24 protein-coding genes are annotated in these 25,336 nt (G+C 50.6%); 1 reads left to right on the top strand and 23 read right to left on the bottom strand.

Annotated elements, in window-relative coordinates:
- Nucleotides 1–61: 61 nt before the first annotated feature.
- The 10 genes from GT1_RS05390 to GT1_RS05345 form a co-directional block, all read right to left on the bottom strand.
- A complete protein-coding gene (locus GT1_RS05390; RefSeq protein WP_304626359.1) occupies nt 62–820 on the bottom strand; it encodes an amino acid ABC transporter ATP-binding protein in 759 nt (252 codons plus the stop codon).
- A 12-nt stretch (nt 821–832) separates the two neighbouring features.
- Nucleotides 833–1,486: an amino acid ABC transporter permease gene (locus tag GT1_RS05385; protein ID WP_075757003.1), complete on the bottom strand. Its 654-nt coding sequence runs from the start codon at nt 1,484–1,486 to the stop codon at nt 833–835.
- Between the two features lie 11 nt (nt 1,487–1,497).
- Nucleotides 1,498–2,262 carry an amino acid ABC transporter substrate-binding protein gene (locus tag GT1_RS05380; protein WP_188397861.1) on the bottom strand — a complete coding sequence of 255 codons (765 nt, stop codon included), beginning with the start codon at nt 2,260–2,262 and terminating at the stop codon, nt 1,498–1,500.
- Nucleotides 2,263–2,487: 225 nt separating this feature from the next.
- Nucleotides 2,488–3,252, bottom strand: a complete 765-nt coding sequence (locus tag GT1_RS05375; RefSeq protein ID WP_188397860.1) for an epoxyqueuosine reductase — start codon at nt 3,250–3,252, stop codon at nt 2,488–2,490.
- Nucleotides 3,253–3,304: 52 nt separating this feature from the next.
- The gene (locus tag GT1_RS05370; RefSeq protein ID WP_188397859.1) at nt 3,305–4,648 is read right to left on the bottom strand and encodes a lipase family protein; all 1,344 of its coding nucleotides are present in this window, start codon (nt 4,646–4,648) and stop codon (nt 3,305–3,307) included.
- 106 nt (nt 4,649–4,754) lie between these two features.
- Nucleotides 4,755–5,330: a peptidylprolyl isomerase gene (locus GT1_RS05365; RefSeq protein WP_188397919.1), complete on the bottom strand. Its 576-nt coding sequence runs from the start codon at nt 5,328–5,330 to the stop codon at nt 4,755–4,757.
- 137 nt (nt 5,331–5,467) lie between these two features.
- Complete coding sequence (locus GT1_RS05360) at nt 5,468–7,327, bottom strand: LTA synthase family protein (RefSeq protein WP_223226066.1); 1,860 nt, start codon at nt 7,325–7,327, stop codon at nt 5,468–5,470.
- Between the two features lie 202 nt (nt 7,328–7,529).
- Entirely contained in the window at nt 7,530–7,817 is a 288-nt protein-coding gene (locus tag GT1_RS05355; RefSeq protein ID WP_188397858.1) for a hypothetical protein, read from the bottom strand.
- Between the two features lie 154 nt (nt 7,818–7,971).
- Nucleotides 7,972–8,355: a RidA family protein gene (locus tag GT1_RS05350; RefSeq protein ID WP_188397857.1), complete on the bottom strand. Its 384-nt coding sequence runs from the start codon at nt 8,353–8,355 to the stop codon at nt 7,972–7,974.
- Nucleotides 8,356–8,490: 135 nt separating this feature from the next.
- On the bottom strand, nt 8,491–10,182 hold the full coding sequence (locus tag GT1_RS05345; RefSeq protein ID WP_188397917.1) for an amidohydrolase: 1,692 nt from the start codon (nt 10,180–10,182) through the stop codon (nt 8,491–8,493).
- A gap of 218 nt (nt 10,183–10,400) precedes the next feature.
- On the opposite strand from GT1_RS05345, the gene GT1_RS05340 reads away from it, so the two are divergent.
- Nucleotides 10,401–11,057: a flavodoxin family protein gene (locus GT1_RS05340; RefSeq protein WP_188397856.1), complete on the top strand. Its 657-nt coding sequence runs from the start codon at nt 10,401–10,403 to the stop codon at nt 11,055–11,057.
- Between the two features lie 71 nt (nt 11,058–11,128).
- Here the strand turns inward: GT1_RS05340 and GT1_RS05335 are convergent, their stop codons facing one another.
- From GT1_RS05335 to ilvD, 13 genes are all read right to left on the bottom strand, one after another.
- Entirely contained in the window at nt 11,129–11,902 is a 774-nt protein-coding gene (locus GT1_RS05335; RefSeq protein ID WP_188397855.1) for an IclR family transcriptional regulator, read from the bottom strand.
- Between the two features lie 333 nt (nt 11,903–12,235).
- Nucleotides 12,236–12,550, bottom strand: coding sequence for a hypothetical protein (locus tag GT1_RS05330; RefSeq protein ID WP_188397854.1), 315 nt, complete (start codon nt 12,548–12,550; stop codon nt 12,236–12,238).
- A 28-nt stretch (nt 12,551–12,578) separates the two neighbouring features.
- Nucleotides 12,579–13,370, bottom strand: a complete 792-nt coding sequence (locus GT1_RS05325; protein ID WP_188397853.1) for an enoyl-CoA hydratase-related protein — start codon at nt 13,368–13,370, stop codon at nt 12,579–12,581.
- A gap of 103 nt (nt 13,371–13,473) precedes the next feature.
- Nucleotides 13,474–14,334, bottom strand: coding sequence for a 3-hydroxybutyryl-CoA dehydrogenase (locus tag GT1_RS05320; RefSeq protein WP_188397916.1), 861 nt, complete (start codon nt 14,332–14,334; stop codon nt 13,474–13,476).
- A 27-nt stretch (nt 14,335–14,361) separates the two neighbouring features.
- A complete protein-coding gene (locus GT1_RS05315) occupies nt 14,362–15,543 on the bottom strand; it encodes an acetyl-CoA C-acetyltransferase (protein ID WP_188397852.1) in 1,182 nt (393 codons plus the stop codon).
- 72 nt (nt 15,544–15,615) lie between these two features.
- Nucleotides 15,616–17,070, bottom strand: a complete 1,455-nt coding sequence (locus GT1_RS05310; protein WP_188397851.1) for a 4-hydroxyphenylacetate 3-hydroxylase family protein — start codon at nt 17,068–17,070, stop codon at nt 15,616–15,618.
- Between the two features lie 131 nt (nt 17,071–17,201).
- Nucleotides 17,202–17,618 carry a MaoC family dehydratase gene (locus GT1_RS05305; protein WP_188397850.1) on the bottom strand — a complete coding sequence of 139 codons (417 nt, stop codon included), beginning with the start codon at nt 17,616–17,618 and terminating at the stop codon, nt 17,202–17,204.
- Between the two features lie 38 nt (nt 17,619–17,656).
- A complete protein-coding gene (locus GT1_RS05300; protein ID WP_188397849.1) occupies nt 17,657–18,853 on the bottom strand; it encodes an electron transfer flavoprotein subunit alpha in 1,197 nt (398 codons plus the stop codon).
- 14 nt (nt 18,854–18,867) lie between these two features.
- Nucleotides 18,868–19,653, bottom strand: coding sequence for an electron transfer flavoprotein subunit beta/FixA family protein (locus GT1_RS05295; RefSeq protein WP_188397848.1), 786 nt, complete (start codon nt 19,651–19,653; stop codon nt 18,868–18,870).
- A gap of 38 nt (nt 19,654–19,691) precedes the next feature.
- Nucleotides 19,692–20,831, bottom strand: coding sequence for an acyl-CoA dehydrogenase (locus tag GT1_RS05290; RefSeq protein WP_188397847.1), 1,140 nt, complete (start codon nt 20,829–20,831; stop codon nt 19,692–19,694).
- 132 nt (nt 20,832–20,963) lie between these two features.
- Complete coding sequence (locus GT1_RS05285) at nt 20,964–21,554, bottom strand: indolepyruvate oxidoreductase subunit beta (protein ID WP_188397846.1); 591 nt, start codon at nt 21,552–21,554, stop codon at nt 20,964–20,966.
- Complete coding sequence (locus GT1_RS05280) at nt 21,551–23,365, bottom strand: thiamine pyrophosphate-dependent enzyme (RefSeq protein WP_188397845.1); 1,815 nt, start codon at nt 23,363–23,365, stop codon at nt 21,551–21,553. Before GT1_RS05280 ends, GT1_RS05285 begins: the two co-directional genes overlap by 4 nt.
- A gap of 246 nt (nt 23,366–23,611) precedes the next feature.
- Nucleotides 23,612–25,330 carry a dihydroxy-acid dehydratase gene (ilvD, locus tag GT1_RS05275; RefSeq protein ID WP_188397844.1) on the bottom strand — a complete coding sequence of 573 codons (1,719 nt, stop codon included), beginning with the start codon at nt 25,328–25,330 and terminating at the stop codon, nt 23,612–23,614.
- Between the last annotated feature and the right edge of the window lie 6 nt (nt 25,331–25,336).

Here is a 25,336-nt window from a genome sequence, read left to right as displayed (position 1 = left end):
GCGGGATTGCTTCATAATAGCTTGAAGCAATCCCGCTTTTCCAATGGCTAAGCCACTCGGGCTATACCACTCTTTGTAAAAACGCCTGAGTCCGGGGCTGGGACGGCGAACCGAACACCGCCTCCGGCGTTCCTTGTTCCACAATTTCGCCATTATCCATAAAGATGACACGGTTGGCTACCTCGCGGGCAAAAGCCATTTCGTGAGTAACAACAATCATGGTCATGTGCTCCTCTGCCAGCTTCCGCATGGCTTTCAGCACCTCGCCGGTAAGTTCCGGGTCAAGGGCCGAGGTCGGTTCGTCAAACAGCATAATATCCGGGTTCATCGCCAGCGCTCTGGCAATGGCTACCCGTTGTTTCTGCCCGCCTGACAGCCGTGAGGGGTAAACATCCCGCTTTTCGAGCAAGCCTACTTTGCTCAGCAGTTCTTCAGCCTGCGGCACAATATCATCCCGTTTAACTCCTTGGACTGTAATCGGCGCTTCAATCAGATTCTCCAGCACTGTCAGGTGGGGAAAGAGATTGAACTGTTGAAACACCATGCCCATCCGCCGGCAAATTCGTCTGGCCTCGGCTTCAGGCGCATAACGCACCTGACCGTCCGGACCGTTTGCCGCCAAAGTATCTCCTCCTATTTCCAGGATACCCTGGTCAATGGTTTCCAGACGGTTGAGACAGCGTAAAAAAGTACTCTTGCCGGAGCCGGAGGGGCCAATAATAGCAATTACCTCGCCTTTGTTAACTTCCAGCGAAATGCCTTTAAGCACTTCCAGGTGATTGAATTGTTTATAAATATTTATAGCCTTAATCATGTTCATAACTACATACCTCTACTCGTCATATACAGCATACCGCTGCTCCAGTTTCTGAAACATCCAGGTAAGCACCAGGGTCATTAACAGATAAAACACACCTGCCACAATAAACGCCGTGGTATCAAAATCACGTTGTACGATGGCGCGGGTTGTTCTCAGCAAATCATTCATGGCCAAAACATAGATGAGCGAGGTATCTTTGACCAGGGTAATAGTTTCATTGCTCACAGGCGGCAGAACCCGTTTGATAACCTGTGGCAGGATAATCCGCTGCATGGTCTGCACATAGCTCATGCCCAGGACTCTGGCGCCTTCATATTGTCCACGGTCAATCGACTGAATGCCTGCGCGGAATATCTCGGCAAAGTACGCAGCATAATTAAGAACAAAAGCCAGCAAGGCTGCCGAAAAATCCGGCAGCCTGATGCCAATATAAGGCAGCAAAGGCAGACCAAAATAGATAAACAACAGCTGCAGCATCAGAGGCGTACCCCTAAACAGCCAGATATACACCCCGACAGCACCGCTCAATACCTTAAACCGCGAAATACGGCCCAAGGCCAGGAAAAGACCAAGCGGCAACGATAGAATTATAGTTGAGAAGAACATTTGCAGCGTTACCACCGTGCCATCCAGCATCGGCGGCAATATGCCCAGTATATAGTCCATGTGCTACTTCCTTACTTTACAATATCTTCACCAAACCACTGCTGAGAAATTTTAGCAGATGTACCATCTTTCTTCATTTCATCCAAGGCTTTTTGCAGTTTGGCTGACAGTTCTTTATCATCTTTACGCAGACCCACACCATATTCCTCAGAACCGAAATGTTCGGTAAGAACACTGTATTCACCCGGCTTTTTGGCTATGTAGTAACGGCCCACGACTTCATCCACAACAACGGCATCAAGACGTCCGGTTTTCAAATCCATGAGTGCGGCCACATTATCGCCGTACTTTTTGAGTTCTTTAAACGATTGCATGGTGGCAGCATCTTTTTCAATGGCTTCAACACTGCTGCTGCCTTCCTGGGTGCCAATCACCTTACCGGCCAAATCGGCTTTGGTTTTAACCGGTGAATTAGCCGCTACAACAATAATTTGGCGATTTTCCATATAAGCGTTGCTAAACAGAATATTTTCTTTACGCTTTTCGGTAATAGTCAGGCCATTCCACAGAACATCCACCCGTTTGCCGCCAAGCTCGGCTTCTTTACTGTTCCAGTCAATGGGTTTGAACTCCACTGCCACACCCATCCGCTTGGTGGCTTCTTTAGCCATATCAACATCAAAACCTACGATGTTATTTTTGTCATCACGAAAACCCATGGGCGGAAAATTATCATCAAGGCCAACCACGATTTTTTTCTGTTCGGTTCCACCGCACCCGGCTACCAGCACACCGGCCACTAATAACACCAACATGGCTGCAATTAATTTTTTCACTTGTTTTACTCCTCCACTCTCCCTGTATTTGGTACCGTCTGCGCTTACACTTTCAACACAGGCGAACCACTGACTCTATTCTACTTTAATACATTAAAGTTTGGAAGTAATGAAAAGTGCCGTTTTGGTAAACGGCTTTTGGTTTGTACCTAAAAATCTCTTGTTTACAAGCGAAATCGCAGAATATTGTTCTTTTAGCAAGGCACTGCCAAGAGACGGGAATAGTTACACCGGCAGCGCCGCTTCACAGGGTACGGCAGTCTGGCATTTGCCACAGCCGTAACGGGGCTTGAACCGTTCTGCCATGCTGTCAAGAAACTTAGCGCAAATATCATTGTTTTTGCCGGTAGTATCAATAGCTTGCGGCGGACAGCGCTTAATACAGGCGTTGCATTTACTGCAGTACTCGTCATAGGTTTGGTACTCACGAAGCGTCGCCGCCAGGTCGGCGGTGACAATAATGCTTCCCAGCCGCCCTGCCGCACCGGCTTTGGTAATAAACGACCGGTTCAGACTAAAAGTCCCTAAACCGGCAACAAAAGCAACATGCCGCTCCGACCAGTTGCTCTTGCGGTTAGCAACAGCATGCCGGGCGTCAATTCCCGGCGCTACCGCCTGATAGCCGGCCTGCACAAACCACTCTATCAGAAACTTGCGCAAAGCATTGTTAACCAGTTCGCCTTCAATCCGCGCATACAGCCATTCGGTTGCAGGCAGCTTACCCTGTCTGTTGGCCTCCCGCACCTGCCGGGAAAAGGGCAGGAAATACGAAACAACCGACCGGGCGGCAGGCAGCCAGTCCCGTGGCAGCAGATGCCGCGGCCCGACAACCTCCTCCGCCTGTAATGACGCAAATAAACTATCCTCCGCCCAGGCCACCCCCACCAGCGGCCGGTCATAAATGGCAGACAGTCCGATTTCCGCCGCAGCATTCAGCGGTGTTGCGGCAATAAATTCTGCTATCGCCTGTTCAACCGAATATCGTTGCATGATTCTCCCTCCCGGTCTTAAGTAACGCTCCCGGACACAACGACAATCGGCCTTAGTCCGATGGTGCGATCAGCCATTTGCCATTATCGGCAGTAGTGCCCCTGATATTATGAATAAGCGCCCCAAGGGGGGTTAGATTGTCGGTGCTTGTTGAGAAACTGGTCATATACAGGATACTGCCGGTGGCAGTATCATACACAGTTTGATCTAAGGTAACATAATAAGTGTTTTTCCTTGTTTTTAACTTGTGGGCGCTAATTTCCGGAACTATCAGCAGATTACAGCCCTGCGCGGCAGCCTGGTCACGCATAACGCTTTCAGGAACGGCAGCCGCCAGCCTGTAGCCAGGCAGCACTCTGCGATATTCATCCCAGATGGCCTGCTGCATATACCAAAATTCCGGCTGCAGCTCTTTGGGCAGATCATTCCTGGCCGGACTGACATAAACACTTGGGGCGCCGGCTGCAGCCAGTTTCACAGGCAGCGTCAGCAGCCCTGTTTGTTCTGCTTGGTGGCGCTTATCATAATATTCCTTGATGGCGGCGTCCAGATAGCCGACCATCGCATGCTGCCCCTTATGGGTAACCTCCCGCGAATTCCAGAGGATTTCCCGCCCAAATTGTTCATAGCCGGACAAGCCCTGCAAAATCCCGGTTACCGGATCACCCTGAATAACCACCCGGGTTACCGGCAGCACCGGCGCAAACTGCTCGACAAAGGCCTGGTTGCCGACAGCCGGCGCACCAAAAGTAATTACCTCAATTTGTTCCGGCTGTACCCCCAGACTTAACAGGCGTGCACCGGCAAGAGTGGCCGCCGCCCCTCCCAGGCTGTGCCCTGTCAGGTATACCTTCCGGTCTTTATTTTCCAGCAGCAATTCACTTAACAGACGGGGAGTGCTGTCGTCCTTGGTTGCTGCTTTGGCTTGAAAGGCTGTCTCCACATATTTATAGAAACCATGATGCACTTTGGGCACCGTGTCAGGCATATGCTTCAGCGCAGCATTGGCGGCGAACTCCTCCGGTGTGCGCCCGGAAAAATACACCTGCCCCAGCGTCAGATTGGTCTTCACATTCTTAAGCGTTTCCGTACCGGCAATTGCCAATATATACAACGGCTGTCCACCGTCTGCCGGTTCCTTTTTGGCTATCAGAAACCGGGCATCATCAATATCACCGTCCGCTATGAACGGCTGAATCTCCCAGCCTTCCTGCTCAAGATACTCATACGCAAGACTGCCTGTTCTGTCACTATAGATTGCCAGACAAGCCCGTGCCGCCAGCAATAAGGTATTCGCCTCCTCATAGTCTTCCCCGGCTCCGGCATGGGAGGCCAGCGGCATCAGGCACCATAGCACTATCAGCAATTTACTGATGTATATTCGCAACTGTTTCATAACGTTTTTCTCCTGCGGAATGGATGTACTGTTTATGTTAACCGCCGAGCAAAACTCCCGCCCTTGCAGGCGGCGCCAGAGCTGTTTTCGCTCTGCTGAAACGGGTTTACTTGGCGGCTTCAATGGTAATCTTTTTAATCACAACATCTTCTACCGGCTTATCCTGGGAACCTGTCTTGACCTTGCCAATGGCGTGAACAACGTCCATTCCCTCAATGACTTTGCCAAAGACGGCATGTTTGTTATCAAGCCACGGCGTGGCTGTCAGGGTAATGAAAAACTGGGAACCGCCGGTATTCGGTCCGGCATTTGCCATGGAAATAACCCCTTCGTCATGCCTGAGATCGCGGTGGAATTCATCGGGAATTTTATAGCCGGGACCACCGGTACCGTTGCCTTTCGGATCACCGCCCTGGATCATAAAATTATCGATAACGCGGTGAAAAATCAACCCATCATAGAAGCCCTTATTCACCAGGGTAATAAAATTCTGGGTGGTCTGCGGCGCCTTATCCTCAAACAGTTCCAAGCGGAAATTGCCTTTAGAGGTTTCGAACAAGGCACTACTGTTCTTCTGGTTTGTGGCTGCCGGCACCTTAGGGGCGGGCTCTGCCGGTTTCGGTGAACCGGTATTGCTGCCGGCACAGCCAACCGTAAACAACAGTAAAAATGTCACCAACATCGCAAAAGTTACTGCATACTTCTTCACAAGTCTCACTCGCTTCCTATTTTACTATCCAGATATTAGTATACCATATTAGCTGGAATAAGTGAATCGGCGGGTACGCCGCCACAGAGTGACCTGCGTCTGCCGTATCTTCAATTGTGCTCTGCGGCCGTCCCGGTTTGCAGGGTTTTCCCAAACTTTATCCGCCACCAGGAGATGGCCCGGGCGGCATCAATTTCCTGGCGGATTTTATGCTGTGGCGGCGGCTGCTGCCCCTGCCGCGGCGAGTGGGCTTCATTATAGTCGGTATCGGCTTTTCCCATGTGTCCGGCGGTAATCCAAAAGCCGTAATTCATGCCAAAGTCATTGCCATTGGTTAAACTGCGCCCTACCGAATAATATTCGAAACCGGCAGGCGCAACAAGCTCCAGCAGGGTGGGTGCCAGATTGATGTGACTGCCGGCGGCATTTTCCGGCAGACTTTCCCTGGTAACTCCTTTGCCATACAGGACTAAGGGAATGGCATAGCGCTCAAACAGCGGCGGATTGGCCTCCACGTTCAGCCTGTCGGCGTGGTCGCCGACAATAACAAACAAACTGTCAGGATATTTGCGCCTGGCTTCTGTTACAAATTGAGCCAGCATTTTGTCGGCATACCAAAAATGCCCCAGCTTTTTGATAAATTCCGGGTCATCTTTTAACTTTTCCGGCAGTCCGGCGGTTACAAGGGTAGGCTCAAAACCCTCGCCTGCCAAATCGACGGTGTAAGGTGAATGATTGGACACGGTAAGCACCACATGCAAACCCGGCTGGCTGTCAGTAACACGCTCAAGCACGGCTTTATACAGATCACGGTCGTCACAGCCCCAGACATTGCCGCCGTCGCTGGTAAAGTCGCCCATGCCGTAGAAGGCGTCAAAGCCCTGCGCCAGGGAAAAATCCCTGATCTTTTCCCAGGAGGCAGGCCCGGAATACCAAAAATCGGCCGTATAGCCCAGCCGTTTCAGCTGGGGCGCCAACGCGGTACTATAAGGCTCTTTGTAGGACTCCGGCAAATAATTCAGATACAAGTTGGCTTCAGCCAAACCGGTAACTACTCCCATAACCCCGGAAATGGTACTCATGCCGTTAGGCAGCATATTCGGCGAAAACGCCGCGTCGTCTTGTGCAATAATACCTTTCAGACCGCCGGCAAGATTAAGCTTGTCATATTGCGGCAATAATGGCCAGGCAGCATAGCTCTCGGCAATAATCAGAAAGACATGGCGGGGCGGCGAGTCGGTGCCCATTATCACTTTTTTGCGTAAGAAATCATCAACATTGGTTGATTGTACCGGGCGCTCAGCCAGATAGCTGCCATAGTCGACCAGCCTCCCCGGCTCCATATCCAGGCCGGTAGAGGCAGAAACCCGTTCATGCAGGACATATGCCCGGTACAGTGCCTGCACATCATCTAAGATGGCTTCATTCAGCAGTTGGTCCTTCGTTACCCCCGAATTCTCCCAGTCAATATTATAGGCATAGGTCATCGTACCGCCGAAGCGGACAAAAATAGTCAGTTGATAAATAACGATAAGCAGGGCGGCGCGGAGGGCGATATTCAGATACCACTGGGACAGCCGGGGAAAAGAGTAGGTTTTGGCTGACAACCAGCGCCTGAGCAGCTTACAGAGAAAAAAGGCCGTGGCACCGGCCAAGAGCAGTCTGACAGGCAGATTATATTGCTCGATAACGGTATAGGCTATCGCCGTGACATCGTCACGCAGCGTATTGAACAATAACTGGTTAAACGCCATACGGAACTCCTGATAGTAGGGAATGCGGGCATGAAATAAAAAGCTAAGGATAACAACATAGGCTCCGCCCAGATAAAGCCGGATATGACTTAGCCGCTTCCAGGAGATAAACAGCCTCAGGCCGGTAGAGCAGACCATGGGCAGCAAAACAAGCAACCCGGCGCTTTTCAGACTGATGCGAAAACCGTAATACATCGCGGCCAAAAAATCTTTCATTGTCACGGCATCACTCAGAAAGGAGTGCATAACCACAATAAAACTCACGCGAAACAGACAAAAAACAGCAAGAATGAAAACAAATAGCTTGCAATCCTGCTGTAACTCCCCAAAAAATTCATTCCAACTTACCAACCTGATGATAAACCCAACCTTTCTGCTATTGCCCTGCTCAATGTAAAAAACCAGTGCTGTACTATATTCAAAACTCCGGTATTTTTCTACCTTTTTTGCTAAAATCCTGCCTTATGTTATCAAATATTTTCCCGGCAAAATAAGCAGCCCGGCTGACACCAGCCAAAGTCCCTGCAAATAGGCAAAAAAAATCCCCCGCCACCATCTCAGCAGCAGGAGATTTGGGACGCGGGGACAGGTCCCTTGTCCCAAAATTTATTTGAATTACTTGAATGCTGTGGAAATTCAGTCTCGAATAATCTAAAAACTTCATTATTTTAATTGTATTTTCTAGCACCTCATCCATATTTTCCATATAGATGAAATAACGTTATCCAGCCAATACCTGGCAAAAACGGCAGAAGAGCTTAGGGCCATTGTAGTGAAATTTAAAGTGTAAAACAGCTCCAACCGGACGAAAAGGCGCTAATCTAGCTGATTAGCGCCTTTTGCTAAAGTATTATTTATATTTATTCTGCTTTGCACAAAGCAATTGCTTCTACTTCAACCAACGCATCTTTCGGCAGGCGGGCTACTTCAACGCAGGCACGGGCCGGAAAGTCTTTGGTAAAATATTGGGCATACACAGCATTAATTGCCGCAAAGTCATTCATGTCTTTGATGTAAACGGTTGTTTTGACAACATCTGTTGTAGAAAGACCGGCAGCTTGTAAAATAGCTGCTACATTTTCCAGCGATTGCTTGGCCTGGTCTTCTACTTTGGCTGGCATAGTGCCGTCAGCCGGATTAACCGGCAACTGGCCTGAGATGAACAAAAGGCCGCCCGCTTTAATCGCCTGGGAATAGGGGCCGATAGCAGCAGGAGCTTTATCGGTATTGACAATTATTTTCATAAATGACTACCTCCAATGATTTAGTTAATCAGAATTTGGCAATGTCTGGGTTCCTCATTCCAGTTATTATTTTACACCAGAGAGACAACCGGTGCAATAACCCGCAAGGGACGCGGGGACAGGTTCCTTGTCCCACTATCTGCTGTATACCAGTTTTCCGGCAAAGAAGGTCATATCTACCTTGACTTTGTCAATATCAACAGGATTGATTGACAGCAAATCCCGGTCAAGGACCACCAGGTCGGCCTGTTTGTCCACTTCCACCGAACCGGTTTGCTGCTCAATAAATAAAGTGTAGGCGCCATTGATGGTAAAACTTTTTATCATTTCCGTTACCGGCAGACGTTCTGCTTTATTTAGCAAATACCGTGCATCATCCATATCGGTAATATCCTCTACACCCAAAGCGGGACCGCTGTACATATTGCGGGTAACCCCGGTCTCAATGGCAAACAGGGGATTAGGTACAGGCGTGATCGAATAATCGGAAGAAGAGGCTATGATTACGCCCTGGTCTAAAAAGGAACGCAGCGGATATTCATACTCTGCCCGCTCACCCAGAATCCGGTAATCAACATACTTCCACCAGTTGGGGCTTTTGAAATGCCAATAAGGCTGCACGCTGGCAATGACCTGCAGTTCTTTAAATCTGGGTATATCGGCTTGATCAACAAGCTGCAGATGGGTAATGGTATTGCGAAAATCACCTGCCGGAACCTGGCTGCGAATTGCGGCAAAACTATCCAGCACCTGGCGTGTTGCCGCATCGCCGGTTGAATGTACATGAATTTGCAGTCCGCGTTGATTGGCCAGACAAAATGCCTCATTAAGCCTGTCCTGGTCCCATAAAAACTCACCACAGTAGTCGCTGCCTTTTCCCGCCGCCTGAGCATAGGGGGTTAACAAATAACTGGTTACTCCCTCAACAACCCCGTCGGCAAAAAACTTGGCTGTCGTTATTTGAAAGTTAGGAGAATGATATTGTTCTTTAATCTGGTCAATAACCGCAAACTGAGCCTGCAAGGGCTCCCGGGGTTGAACCATGACGGCCCCCCGTACATGCAGGGCCAGATTCCCCTGCTGCTCCAATGTGTCCCACGCCTGCATAATCGGCTCTCTGGCGCTTCCCATAATCGAAAGGACACCGGTTATGCCCAGGCTGTGCATTTTGCGCTGAAAAGCATAAATGCCTTCGGTATACTCTGCCGGAGTGTGTGAAGGCTGCAATGAAAGCCAGATAGCGCTCTCTTTTAGAATTCCCCACGGTTCGCCGCTGGCGTCTTTTTCAATAATCCCGCCTTCAGGCGCCTGAGTATCACGGGTTATGCCGCTGACCGCAAGCGCCCGGGAGTTGAGCCACCAGCTATGTCCGTCCATGGCCCGCAAAGCTACAGGGATATCCGGTGCCACAGTGTCAAGATGCTCTTTCCTCGGCCCTTTAAGCGCCTCTTCGCCGCTAAAAGCACTCCACAGCCACCCCAGGCCAAACACTGCTTGAATTCCCGGATTCCGGGCAATAAAGTTTTTTACAGCCTCCAGATATCCTTCCAGACTGTTTATACCAAACAACTGCACCTCGTAAAGCTCTGCAAGGGCAATTCCCGGCGGGTGAATGTGGCTGTCAATCATGCCCGGAATGAGCATCCTGCCCTGCAAATCAATTCTTTCGGTATGTTCACCGGCATAAGCGCCGATTTGTTCATCACTGCCAACAGCAATAATTTTATCGCCCTTGACAGCCACCGCCTGACAGACGGTATCCTGCGCATCGGCAGTATATACTGCTCCGTTTACAAATACAATATCGGCCAAAAATTCCTGAAGCATGTAGCTCACCTACCTAACTCTATATCCTGGCTAGTGCCTGTCGCTATTTCGTTAAATGTACACATTTTCCATTTAAATAAAATAATATATAATTTAAAGCAGACGGTCAATATAAAGTAAGACTTGCTTCAGCTGGAGTTTTATTCCCAGTTAAAGCAACTGCCGCTCTTATCCTGGGACTGAGTCCCCGGAAAAAAATTTATCCGGAGGTACTGCCTATGAACATCATAGCCATTAACGGAAGCCCGCGAAAGAACTGGAATACCGCCATTCTGCTCGGCAAAGCCCTGGAAGGGGCTGCTTCGCAAGGCGCCGCCACTGAGCTCATCCATCTGTATGATTTGAGCTTCAAAGGCTGTATTAGCTGCTTTGCCTGCAAGCGAAAGGGAGGGCAAAGCTATGGGAAATGTGCAGTGAAAGATGACTTGACCCCGGTTCTGGAAAAGTTGGCAACCGCCGATGCCATTGTGCTGGGTTCGCCTATCTATTTTGGCAATGTTACCGGTGAAATGCGCTCTTTCCTTGAGCGACTGGCTTTTCCTTACCTGGTATATGATGCCACCTACTCCTCCTTGTTCACCCGCAAGCTCCCTGTAGGTTTTATTTATACCATGAATGTTGATGAGAACAGAATGCAGGCCATGGGTTATCCCCAGAACCTGAAGGCAATGGAAATGTCACTGGAAAGACTGTTTGGTACCTGCGAAGCCTTATACAGTTATGATACCTGCCAGTTTGACGATTATTCCAAGTATGTCGTAACAGCGTTTAGCGAAGCGGATAAAGCCAAAAGACGCGAAGAGGTATTTCCCGCCGACTGCGCAAAAGCTTTTGAAATGGGAGTACAGTTTGTAACCAGGACAACTTGCCGGTAAAAGACAAACCTTCTGTAAATAACTTATGGTATTTACAGAAGGTTTTCCTCTATCAGCATATAAAGTTGGCCCTATACCTTTCCCAGACGCATTGATATAGTGTCCCCTGACTCTTTAACTTTCCGGATAAGCTCCTGCAGCAATTCATCTGTTAAGCGCATGGCAGGTACAGTTGCGCTTATGGCAGCAATCATTTTATGAGATTTATCATATATCGGAGCAGCCACACAAACTCCACCAGGGATGATTTCCTGGTTGTCAATAGCGTATCCTTGCTTAGCTGTTTTTCTCAGCTCTTCAATGATTTGCTGATAGGAAACTATTGTTTTTTCGGTAAAACGCTCAAGTTCAACGTTGGCAAGCCGGGCTTCCAGTTCCTCTTCGCTTAACGAAGACAACAGCACTTTCCCTACAGCTGTCGAATGTGCAGGAATTTTGAAGCCTATATTTGTTACTACGCTAAGATCTTTCACGCCTTGGCATTTGGCAATATAGACTGCGTAACGTCCTTCTAAAATAGCGGCGTGGGCTGTTTCTCCCCCTAACGCATCACTGAGCATCTTAGCCCCTTGCCATATTTCCCGGGAAACGTTGGTGTTATTCATACATGCCGCACTTACCTGGATAAGCTTAAGCCCAGGGTAGTATACTCTGGTTTCACTGTCCAGTTGCAGGTAATCGCGGTTTTGCAGATCTTGCAACAAATAGGAAAGCGAGCTCTTGGGTATATCCATATACTCTAATATCGCACTAAAAGTAGGCGGCTTTGGATTTTTTACGACATATTCGATGATATCCAGAGCTCGCGATGCTGATTTTACGATAGCCGGTTTACTTTTGCTCATGAGTCCCCCCACTCTCGGTTTGCTATATTCCCCCAAATTCCAGCTAATTGACTTATAGGTTTGATTCTACAGGAAAGTTTGTTTTCCTGTCAAATTATTCATTTTGATTTACTAGTGACTCATCAAAAGACCGGCAATGTATTTCACGCCTTACGAATAAGCACTGACTCTTTTAATATAAAATTACCCCCAAAGTTAATTCAGTATATCATACTGTCTAACGTTGGGGGTGATTTTCAGATTGAACCCAAGCTTTTCAACCAGTTGAATGTTTACCTTTTTAAATATTGATTTTTCACCTATTAGTTGGTCAATCAGAAAATATAAAGCCGCTCAATGACGGGGAAGCAGTAACGGAATCTTGCCGTTAATATAAGGCCCTAGTTGGTTCTCTTCCACCCTGATCCCATCCACACTGTCAGCGTTCACATCGATAACAGGGACGGTGCTGCCAGGAGGGCTGTAGCGCCGGGAGCAACCGGCGGTGCACCCGCTCAAAAAAACGATCAGGTCGGCATCCAGGCTGTTGTATATCACTTCATGCCCCTGCTCCAGGCAGAACTTGCGGATTTGTTCCGCCAAACGCATCCGGTCAATGCGCGGATTGCAGCCGCCGCAAAATTTAATGCTCGCACGGTACTGCCTCATAGTTCCCTCCCAATTACAGTCACCTCTCCTAATTACCGGCAAATTGCGGTTTACGTTTCTGCAAAAAAGCACTCATTCCTTCTTTTTGGTCAGCTGTGGCAAAACACAAGCCAAATACCTCGGCCTCATAGGCTGTGCCTACCGCCAGCGTGGCATCCAAGCCTTTATTGACCGCCGTTTTGCATAGCTGGACGGCAGCAGGAGCGCGCGATGCTATTTGGGCGGCCACCGCTTTGGCCGTATTCATTAGTTCACCGGCAGCAGTGACTTTGTTAACCAGCCCGATGCGATAGGCCTCTTCTGCATCAATCATATCACCGAAAAATAGCAGTTCTTTGGCCCGTCCTTTCCCCACCAGACGTGGCAGGCGCTGCGTGCCTCCAAATCCCGGCGGTATGCCGAGGCCGACTTCCGGCTGACCGAATTTGGCATTGCCTGTGGCAAAACGCAGATCGCAGGCCAGGGCCAGTTCGCAGCCGCCACCCAGGGCAAAGCCATTGATAGCGGCAATCACCGGCTGAGGCAAATTTTCCAGCTTGTCAAAAACCTCCTGGCCGAACCGGCTGAAATCACGGGCTTCAATGGCCGACATCGGCTGCATGGCTGCAATGTCGGCACCGGCCACAAAGGCCTTCTCCCCGGCTCCGGTCACGATAACAGTTTTTACGCTCCGGTCTTTTGCCAGTTTATCAAGCAGTTCCGACAGTTCCGCAAGCGTCTCTCTATTCAATGCATTCAGTGCTGTGGGGCGGTTGACAGTAATGATTCCAATGCCGCCGTCCTGCTCATAAAGTATATTTATACCCTCTATATCTGCCATACTGAGCCCTCCTCACTTTTTAACCAGCATACAACAGGTAAGGATAGCCGGACAGTGTTGTCATCACACCACCCTGCCGGCCTTCATGCTGCTTATCACAGACTTACTGCCGGGGATAATCAAAAAAACCCTTGCCTGTCTTGCGCCCGAGATAGCCGGCCTGCACCATCTTTTTCAGGAGTGGGCAAGGACGGTATTTCGGGTCCTGGTAGCCTGCATGCAGCACTTCCATGATCGCCAGCACCGTATCATTGCCGATCAGATCTGCCAGCGCCAGCGGCCCCATCGGATGGCTGAAACCAAGTTTAGCCACATTGTCAATATCTTCCGCCGTAGCCACCCCCTCCATGAGGGTAAAAACCGCTTCGTTAATCATCAGCATCATGATCCGGTTGCCGACAAATCCGGGATAATCAGCCACTCTCACCGGTGCCTTGCCCAAGGCCAGGGCTAAGGCTTCAATGGCGGCAAAAGTCGCTTCACTTGTAGCCAGTCCGTTGATAATTTCCACCAGCTTCATGACCGGTGCCGGATTGAAGAAATGCATGCCAATGAACTTGTCAGGCCGCCCGGTCAGCGCCGCCAGCTCCGTAATCGGCAGAGACGAGGTATTGCTGGCAAAGACGGTATGGCCGGGACATAGCCGGTCGAGACTCTGAAAAATTTCCCGCTTAATATTGATATTTTCCACAGCGGCTTCCAGGACCAGGTCCACGTCGCAAACAGCGGCATTTAGTTCCACAGTGCCGCTGATGCGGCTCAGAATTGCCGTCTTTGTTTCAACAGAGAGTTTTCCTTTGGCGACACTTTTGTCCAAATTCCTTTCAATGCCGTTTATTCCCTTTTGCACATATTCCTCTTTGATATCCCGCAGGACAACCTGCAAACCGTTTTGCGCCATGACTTGCGCGATACCGGCACCCATTTGTCCTGCACCGATAATCAGGATTTTGTTAAAATTCATCGCTGCCAACATTCCTTTCTCCACATATCACACCCGCTCAACAATGGTGGCAATCCCCTGGCCGCCGCCAATACAAAGTGTCGCCAGGCCCCGCTCAGCTACCCGCCGCTGCATGGCATGAAGCAGTGTCACCAGAATCCGGGCGCCACTGGCGCCAATAGGATGACCGAGAGCAATGGCACCGCCGCTGACGTTCACTTTGCCTTTGGGCAGTCCCAGCTCCCGTCCTACCGCCAGGAACTGGGCAGCAAACGCCTCATTGGCTTCAAACAAGTCAATATCGTCGATGGTAAGTCCTGCCTTGGCCAGTGCCTTGCGGGTCGCCGGCACCGGGCCAAGGCCCATGACTGCGGGGTCAACGCCGCCTGAAGCGAAACCAATAATTTTTGCCAACGGCTTGATACCAAGTTGCCGGGCCTTATCTGCCGCCATCACCACCAACGCCGCCGCGCCGTCATTGATGCCTGACGCATTACCGGCTGTAACAGTACCGTCCTTTTTGAAAGCCGGCCGCAGGGCGCTGAGCCCGGCCTGGGTTGTATCCTGCTTGGGGTATTCATCGGTGTCAACCACAATGTCACCCTTTTTCCCTTTAATTGTAACCGGCACAATCTCGTCACAGAAAGCACCGCCGGCAATAGCTGCGACAGCCTTCTGCTGCGATTCGAAAGCCAGGGTATCCTGCTCTTCCCGGGAGATACCATATTGTGCCGCCACATTCTCAGCAGTAATGCCCATATGGTAATCATTGAAAGCGCACCAAAGGCCGTCGGTAATCATGACATCGGCCAGTTGAGCATTGCCCATCCGGTAACCCCAGCGGGCCTTGCTGTCCAGCAGGTAGGGGGCATTGCTCATGCTTTCCATGCCGCCGACGACAAAAATGTCGCCATCACCAAGCATGACAGACTGGGCGGCCAAATTGACCGCCTTCAGGCCGGAGCCACAAACTTTGTTCACGGTATAGGACGGCACCTCTGCGGGAATGCCGGCTTTTACCGCCGCCTGACGGGCAGGATTCTGGCCAAGACCGGCCTGCAGCACATTACCCATAATCACTTCTTCCACTGCATTGCCTGCAACGCCGGCCCTGTTTAGCGCTTCCCGGATCACGACAGCTCCCAGATCGGCAGCAGACATGCTGGCCAAGGCACCGTTAAAACTGCCGATGGCCGTACGAACGGCGCTGGCGATTACAACCTCTCTCATACAAACACCTCTTCTTGAATCTAATTACCCCGTCTATTTTGTCATACAGGCTCTCGCTCAAGCTGGTTCTACCTATTTGCCGGCGATACAGGCAATGGCTTTTGCCAGTTCTTTCTTCTGCTCCAAATTGCCCTGACGGGAAATCATGATGCGCTGTGCCTGGGGTGAACCGGCGCCGTGCATGGATTCTGTCCGGTAACCCACCGCCGCCGTTCCCAGTGTGATATTCTCAATCAGCCGCAGTATGCGCATCCGGTCCTCTGTCGGTACGTTGGCAACTCCTTTGAGGTATTTCTCGACAACCTTACCGATTTCCGGGTGCCTCAGGTCTTTTTCCGAAGGCATGGTCACCATCAGACCGCCTGCCAGATCTTCGGCCAGCCTGGCAATTTCATAAGGGAAACGGGTAACATTCTGCTTGCAGACATTGGCCAGCAGCAAGTCGATCAGATAAGTGCCGGACGCAGTGGGGCAGCCTTCGGCAGAACAGGCGATACCACAGCCGTACAGCGTTTCATTCAGATGAATCATCTCAATCAGCTTGTCTTTTACATGGGAAGCCCTGCTGGAACCGCTGTACTCGGTGGCCAGGGCCACGGCACCAATCAGAACATCGCCGACGCCTACCTTGCAGCCGCCGTAGCTTTGGCGGTGATAGCCGGCAAAACGTTCGACCAACAGACCACTGAATTCATATTCACCGCACATAAAGACATTTTCCCAGGGCACAAACAGGTTATCAAACACCATCAGCACTTCATGGCCGCCAAACTGGCTGTTGCCTACGTCGATGCTGCCGCCTTCCAGTTTGCGGGTGTCGCAGGACTGGCGGCCGTAAATATAGTAGATCCCCTCGGCGTCGACCGGTGTGGCAAAAGACAGGGCGTAATCGGCATCCTCCTTGCCCATAGAAATAGTGGGCATTACCAGGATGGCATGGGAATTGAGAGCACCTGTCTGATGGGCTTTGGCACCGCTGACCACAATACCGTCGGCACGTTTTTCCACAATGTGCACGAACAGGTCAGGATCGGCCTGTTTGCTGGGCGACAGACTGCGGTCACCTTTAGGATCGGTCATGGCGCCGTCCACCGTCCAGTCCTTGTCCTGAACACGAGTCAGAAATTTGATAAACCGCTCATGATAATTGGTCCCCAGCTTCCGGTCCATTTCAAAGGTAACACTGTCAACAGCGTTCATAGCATCCATGCCGACACAGCGCTGGAAACAGGAGGCAGTCTTCTGACCCAGCAGGCGCTGCATTTTTACTTTTTTCACCAGGTCGTCGCTGTTTTGGTGCAGGTGAGTGAAGCGGTTGATTCTGCTGCCGTTCAAATGCGATGTAGCCAGCATCAAGTCCTCATATTGCGGTTCCTGGGCCAGTGCGTAAGTCATTTTGACTGAATTCATCGAAGGCCGGATGATCGGATGGTCAACCGGATTACTTACCAGTTCTCCTTGGAGGTAGACTTTAAGCTTGAGTTTCCGTAAGCTTTCTTCATATTGTTCCGGTGTCATAAGTGGCATGTGGTATCCCTCCCATTAAATAATTGACTTTGCTATTTTCCCTGGCATAATGCTGCCATGAACATTCCATCCGTATAGATTCAACAAGGCCCTTATTGTATGCAAATAAGGGCCCTGAGGATAAGCAGAATCTACTTTTTCAGCATGGTGGCCTTGCCATCGACTACGAGGACGCCATCCTGATTGGTAACAGTAGTGCGCAGGATAACGCGTTTTTTGGCCTCGATTTTTTCAATGACTTCCACGGTAGCGGTAACCGTATCACCGATTTTTACCGGTGCTTTAAAAGTCAGTTCCTGGCCCATATAGATAGAATTGGCTCCCGGCAGCGCGGTGCCGATGACGGCTGAGATAAAACCGGCCGACAGCATACCGTGGGCGATTCGTTCCTTAAACATAGTGGTCTTGGCATATTCGGCGTCAATATGAACCGGATTGTAGTCTCCGGTTATTCCGGCAAAGGCATACACGTCATATTCGGACACGGTTTTGGACATGCTGGCCTTGTCGCCGATTTTCAGGTCGGCAAAAGGAATATCCTGTACCATTGTTCGTCACCTCCTCTTGCTATGTTAAAGCAAGTTTATTAAGCACTTTTGATTTTTTTGAATTCCTGCGTTAATAACGGCAAGACCTCCATGACGTCGCCGACAATGCCATAGTCGGCCATCTTGAAGATAGGGGCATCGGCATCTTTATTAATGGCAATAACGGTGTCAGAAGACGACATGCCTGCCAAATGCTGAATGGCGCCGGATATACCGCAGGCAAAGTAAATTTTGGGTCCCACTGTTTTTCCGGTCTGACCCACCTGATGGATGGCAGGCTTCCAGCCGGCATCAACGGCAGCCCTGGATGCACCTACCGCGCCGCCCAGGACACCGGCCAAATCCTCGATGAGGCAGAAGTTTTCCGGGCCGCACATACCCCTGCCGCCGGACACGATGATGTCTGCTTCTTCCAAATTGCAGGCTGCGGTACACACTTTGATCAATTCCACAAACTTGGTCCGGATATCGGCTGGACTAACCGGGCTGGCAACCCGTACAATTTCACCGATACGGCTAAAGTCCTGCTCCGGGCGCTTGAACACTTTTGGCCGGACGGTGCCCATCTGGGGCCGGTGTTCCGGACAGAGGATGGTGGCCATGATATTGCCGCCGAACGCGGGGCGGGTCCAGGCTACCAGACCGGTTTGCTCGTCAATGCCAAGGTTGGTACAGTCGGCCGTCAGGCCGGTACCGACCCTGCAGGCCACCCGCGGTCCAAGATCACGGCCATCATTGGTGGCGCCCATTAAAATAACCGAAGGTTGGTACCGCTTGATTAGATCGGTAAAAGCAGCAGTATAGGCGTCCGTATTATAATGCTGGTATTCCGGCCCTTCCACCAGATAAACCTTGGATGCGCTGCTGGCAAAAGCCTCGCCGGCCAGGGCTTCTACACCATCGCCAATAATGACGGCTGCCAGTTCCTGCCCCAGAGCTTCAGCCAGAACACGCCCCTGGCCCAGCAGTTCATGCCCGACACCACGGATTTTGCCTTCATAGGTTTCCATATATACCCAGACACCTTGGTAGGCGTCTTTGTCAACAACCACAGCGGACTGTCCCTCATCGTCGCGGACAATGGCGGCGACCGGACAGGTCTCGATACAGGCGCCGCAGGCGGTGCAGGCCTCGGTAATCTGTGCCGTTTCATTTGCCATCTCAATCGCACCGAACGGACAAGCTGCAACACAGCTGCCGCAGGCGACACATTCGTTTGTTACACATACTGCCATGTATTTCCCCCCTGTCAGATGATCTTCGCGTCAGCTAGTTTTCCCATCAGCGCCAGCACCGCTTCTCTGGCGGTATCTGCCTGGATAATTTCACCCTGTGTGCGCTGCTGGGGAGTAAAGATACGGCGAACCTGGGTCGGTGAACCCTTGAGTCCCAGCTTTGCCGGATCAACAGTAAGCTCATTGACCGTCCATACCGGTATCTCTTTACGGTTGGCCTTCATCGTGCCTTTTACAGTGGGGAAGCGTGGTTCGTTGATGGATTTCACAACAGTAATCAGGAGCGGCAACTGCGCCTCAATGACTTCATAGCCTTCCTCGTGCTCGCGCTCTACCCGGACCTTGCCGGCCTCGACTTCAATCTTGGCTGCACAAGTGACCTGAGGCAGGCCGAGATGTTCGGCAGCCTCCGGCCCGACTTGGGCAGTATCGCCGTCAATAGCCTGCTTGCCACAAATGATCAGGTCCACATTGCCAATTTTCCGGATGGCGGCGGCCAGCGTATAGCTAGTTGCCAGCGTATCGGCACCACCGAAGGCGCGGTCACTCACCAGCACCGCCTCATCGGCTCCCATGGCCAGGCACTCTTTTAGGGCATCCTTGGCCTGAGGCGGTCCCATGCTGATAACCGTCACCTTGCCGCCATGCTTTTCTTTAAGCTGAATGGCAGCTTCCACCGCGTTTTTGTCAAAGGGATTGACAATACTCGGCACTCCCTGCCGGATCAGGGTGTTAGTCTGAGGATCGATCTTTACTTCTGTTGTATCAGGCACTTGCTTGACACATACGACTATTTCCATTGCTTATCCTCCCGAAGTGAGATAGGGGTTTTATCCGGTTACCTGAGCAGGGAACTTGAAATAACAATCCGCTGCACTTGGTTAGTTCCTTCGTATATCTGGGTGATTTTGGCGTTGCGCATCAGGCGCTCCACCGGATATTCGCGGATATAGCCGTAACCGCCGAAAATCTGGACAGCGTCGGTGGTCACTGCCATGGCAATATCAGAAGCGTACATTTTGGCCATGGCCGCTTCTTTGCTAAAGGATTTGCCCTGATCCTTCAGATAGGCCGCCCGGTATACCAGGAACCGGGCCGCATCGATTTTGGTAGCCATATCGGCCAGCATAAAAGCAACGGCCTGATTGCTGGCAATGGGCTTGCCGAACTGGATTCTTTCTTTGGAGTATTTGACAGAAGCATCAAGTGCGGCCTGCGCAATGCCCAGGGCTTGCGCAGCAATACCGATCCGGCCGCCGTCCAGCGTGCTCATGGCAATTTTAAAGCCCTCGCCTTCTTTACCCAGACGATTTTCTTTCGGCACTTTCAAGTCCTGGAAAATCAATTCCATGGTGATCGAGCCGCGAATACCCAGCTTGTGTTCTTTCTTGCCAAAAGTAAAACCAGGCATGCCTTTTTCAATAATGAACGCGGTAATGCCTTTGACTCCCTTGGTTTTGTCAGTCATGGCAAAGATGACGTAGGTTTCAGCTTCACCGCCGTTGGTGATGAAGATCTTGCTGCCGTTGATCAGGTAGTGGTCGCCTTGATCCACCGCCACGGTCTGCTGCGAGGCAGCGTCAGTGCCGGCATTGGGCTCAGTCAAGCCGAATGCGCCCAGTTTGCTGCCTTCCACCAGCGGGGTCAAATATTTTTCTTTCTGTTCTTCCGTGCCGTAGGCGAAAATAGGCCCCTGGCACAGGGATACTGACGTAGCCAGAGTGACACCCACGCTGTCATCGGCACGGGATATTTCTTCAACTGCCATGATGTAGCTTAGGTAATCGCCGTCGGCACCGCCATACTGTTCGGGAAAGCAGATGCCGGTCAGTCCCATTTCCCCCATGGCGTCATAGAGTTCCCGGGAAAATTCCTCTTTTTCATCCCGTTCAGCCGCTCCTGGGGCAACCTCTTTTTCCGCAAATTCGCGGACCATCTTCTGCATCATAAGCTGTTCTTCCGTAAAGTCAAATCTCATGTACAATTCCTCCCATGTGTAATAACTTTGGGTTCAGGATACGAAAATACCGGTAGGTTATATCATGGGATAATAGGATACGCTGTCTCCTATTATCCCGGTTACGCCAGCGCTCTGCTGCTTTATCGTCAGTTAAACCTGGATCAGGCGTTGACCGCATTCAAACGCTTTTTTGTCGTCGGCATGGAATTTTTCCTTTACCATGCTAAGCAGCATCTGCAAAATGGCGTCAGGCGGCAGCAGCTTGCTGATTCTGGTGAAGGCCCCCAGCATGATCACATTGGTGAGCAGCACATTGCCGATATCCTTGGCAGCCTGGGTAGCATTGAGGAAATAGCCGCTGACTCCCTTCTCCTTAATAGCAGCAATCATTTGCTCCTGTGATGGATACTCGTCTACCTTCAGGTTAGCCAGTATGGTCGGCACCGGTGCGGTGTTGATGATATAGGTGCCCTTTTTGCTTAGCATGTTAATATATCGCAGCGCTTCCAGCGGCTCAAAGCCAAGAAGAATATCGGCTTGCCCCTGGGGAACAAGCGGTGAATAGATTTCGCTGTCGGCGATGCGCACATGGGAAAGTACCGAACCACCGCGCTGGGCAGCTCCCTTGGTTTCCGTATTTACAACATTGTAGCCGGCATCCATGGCGCATTTGGCGATAACCTGGGATGCTAATATGTTACCTTGCCCGCCAACACCGGCAATAACTAAATCAAATTTCACTTGAGGGCCCCCCTTTTGCACACTGATACACAAACCCCGCAGCCGTTGCAACTGCTGTAATCGATTGTTGCCTTTTCGTTGACAATGGTAATTGACGGACAGCCGAAGGTGCGGACACAAAGGCTGCAGCCGTTGCAAACCTCCTCATCTACGGTAATATTGCGGAAAGTATAGGAAATTTTGTTTTCGCGACCGAATTTAAGGTAGCACAGCGCTTCGGCGATTACGACTTTAACGCCTGTTTCGGCGGTTGCTTCGTTGATTACCTTAATTGTTTCTTCCACATTATAGGGGTTGCAGCGGAAAACCTTGGCCCCCATAGCAGCAGCCACAACACCCGGGTCCATCGGTTGCAGCCCATCCTGGGTCAGGTTGTTCTCACTGCCGGGATGCGGTTGGAAACCAGTCATGGCGGTGGTGGAATTGTAGCCGATAATAACAGTAATATTGGCTTTATTGAAGATGGCGCTTGCCAGGCCGGTCAGGCCATTATGATAGAAAGTGGAATCCCCAATCAGGGCGTACGTGGGCTTGTCAAAACCGGCGGCTTTGATGCCGTATGCCATGGGAATGGAAGAGCCCATACAATAAATGGTTGCCTGCAGCTTCATCGGTTCAAAGGTGCCGGCGTCATGGCAGCCAATATCGCCGGTAACCACGCCGCCGTTTTTCTTGACTACTTCCTTGAGCGCGATTAAGAGGCCGCGATGGCTGCAGCCGGAGCACTGGGTCCTGGTACGGGCCGGGATATATTGCGAAACCGGCACAGGATACGCCTTATCGGCAAAAACATTCTCAATCGCAGTAAGAACAAAGCCGGCAGACAGTTCGCCTTCTTTCGGCAAATAAGTATCTCTGCCGAGAATCTCCAGCTGAATGTTATTTTCAAAGCAGAGCTCTTTAATCAAGGTTTCTACAACCGGTTCGATTTCTTCAAAAACAACTAGCTTTTTCAGACCTTTTACAAATTCAAGCACTTTCTTTTCCGGCAGCGGCAAAGTGGAAAGCTTCAGTATCGGCAGTTTTTTACCGTAAATTTGTTCTGCTTCTTTCAGGAATGCATAACCGATGCCACAGCCGATAAAGCCGATTTCACCTTCGCCTGCTTCCACCCAGTTGAAGGGGGATGTTTCCATAATGGCCTTAAGTTCAACCTGTTTTTCATTCAGCCAGCGGTGACGCATTTTGGGTCGAAGCTCGCCGCCAAGTTCTTTTTCCACTACGGCTGACATGACATACCGGCTGCGGTCAATAACAAAATCAGGCTTTTTCACTTCCGGCTTAGCGTCGGGATTAAAGGTAACCATACTACCGGCATGATTGATTCTCATGACCGGACGCAAAGCAAACAACACTTCGGTCTTCTCGGACAGTTCAATCGCAGCCTTGGTCATTTCATAGGCTTCCTGCACACTGGCCGGATCAAAAACAGGTATATGCGCATAATTGTGAATCAGAATCCGGGTATCTTCCTCGCACTGGGAGGAAAGTCCACCCGGATCATCAGCGGAAATCAGGACCATGCCTGCTTTGATACCGGTAAAATTGATATGCATGAGAAAATCGGCGGCAGCGTTAGTGCCGTTGTGTTTCATAACCGCCATGGCACGCTGGTTGGTAAGCGAGCCGGCAGCCGCAACCTCAAAGGCATGTTTTTCGTTAGTGGACCATTCGGCATAAACCCCGAATTCGGCACAGTGATCCACGATTTCTGTAGCCGGAGTACCGGGATACCCTGCAACTACTTTAACTCCGGACTCCACTGCGCCCCGGGCGATAGCCTCATTGCCCAGCATAAACTGTTTTTGCATCTTTCTGTCTCCCCCAATTCTGAGAATCATAAATCTTTTTTTCTATTTGCCTGATCTACCCGGCCTGCATGCAAACCAGGATTCAGCCACACTGGAACTTAACGGTTGTTTGTCCCAGATCGTACTGCAAATTATTGTTCTTTATTTGGAACTAAGTTCAATGTAAAGGGTAGAGTTTTTTTCCTTGTATGGCCAAAGTTCCAACCAAAAGCCCTGGATTTTCCGCAGTTTTTTTGGCCTTTACGGTTACTTCATATAGGCCCCGGACATGGCCGAAACGGCTCTTTCCGTATACTTTTTCAGGACGCCCTTTCTTGGCTTTCGTTCAGGAAGCTGCCACTCTTCCTTTCTTCGCACCAATATTTGTGCAACTTCCTCCAGCGTTTTTCTTTCCCCGGCAATACCTACAATATTAAGTTGACGGGCCGGTATGTCAATCTCGATGAGGTCATTATTTTCAATAAGCGCAATCGGACCGCCTTCCACTGCTTCTGGCGAAACATGACCCACACAAGGTCCCCGGCTGGCACCGGAAAAGCGCCCATCGGTTATTAACGCCACCGTGCCGTTGAGGGTTTCATCAAAGACAATGGCGTCTGTTGTCATAAACATTTCCGGCATACCCGACCCTTTAGGTCCCTCATAACGAATAATCACGATATTGCCTGGTTTAACTGCGCCGGTAATAATTGCTTTTTGCGCGTCTTCTTCGCTATTAAATACAGCTGCCGGACCAACGTGCTGGTGCATAGCCGGCACGACAGCCGAGTATTTGATGACAGAACCTTCTGGCGCGATATTACCTTTAAGTACAGCAATTGAGCCATATTGCTTTGCTTTGGCCACCGGCTTGATTATTTCTTCGGCAGGCACATTATAGCTTTTAAGATAATCGAGGCCGCGCTCAAAGAAACCTTCCTGCTGCAAATGCTCCAGGTTTTCTCCCAGTGTCCGGCCGGTTACCGTCATAACATCCAGGTTCAGATAGTCCTTGATATGCCACTGAACCATCGGGATACCACCGGCAAACCAGAGCAATTCGGTTACATATTTCCCACTTGGCTGGATATTGGTTAAATAGGGAATTTCACGGCTGCATTTGTCAAACAGCTCCGGATCAATCTGTATTCCCAGTTCATGGGCGATGGCCGGCAGGTGAATCAAGGCATTTGTGCTGCCGCCAATGGCTGCATGCACTTTAATGGCATTTTCAAAAGCAGCTTTGGTAAGTATCTTACCAGCGGTTATCCCCTGCTGCGCCAGGTAAAGGACCTGCCGCCCGGCACGCCGGGCGTTGCGGCGAATCTCGGCAAAAGTCGAAGGCATCAAAGCGCTGCCCGGTAAGGCCAACCCCAATGCTTCCGACATACATTGCATGGTACTGGCAGTTCCCATGAACTGACAAGCGCCGCAGGACGGACAGCCGGTAAGCTTGTAATTTCGCATCTCAACATTGGTGACCTGACCTTTTTTCGATTTGGCCGACAATGGTCCAGCCAGACCGGAGGTTCCCATATCCGGTCCCACCCGCATGGAACCGCCAGGAATATGGATTGTGGGAATATCCATACGGGCAGCGGCCATCAGATGGGCAGGCCCTGCTTTATCGCAGCTGGAAATCAGGATCATGCCGTCCCAGGGAATGACCGAAGCGTGTATTTCCACCATATCGGCGATAGCTTCCCGGGATGCCAAAATATAATTCATGCCGTCATGGCCTTGGCCCCAGCCGTCACAAATGTCGGTAACATGATGCTTTGCCGGCCTGCCGCCGCTTTCATAAATGCCAATCGCGGCTTCATCACTAAGAACATCCAGATGAAAACTGCCGGGATGGCTTTCGCCAAAAACATCATCAATGAGAATCTGCGGTTTTTCAATATCGTCTTCCGACCAGTTCATACCCATCCGCAAAGCGTCTACCTGAGCCCATAAATTACGGGCGTCTTGACATTTTTGCTGCATTGTTAT

Source organism: Sporomusa sp. GT1 (genome assembly GCF_014634905.1).
Classification (GTDB): domain Bacteria; phylum Bacillota; class Negativicutes; order Sporomusales; family Sporomusaceae; genus Sporomusa; species Sporomusa sphaeroides.
The sequence above is the reverse complement of the archived record's forward strand: the minus strand, read 5'-3'. Positions and strand labels throughout refer to the sequence as shown.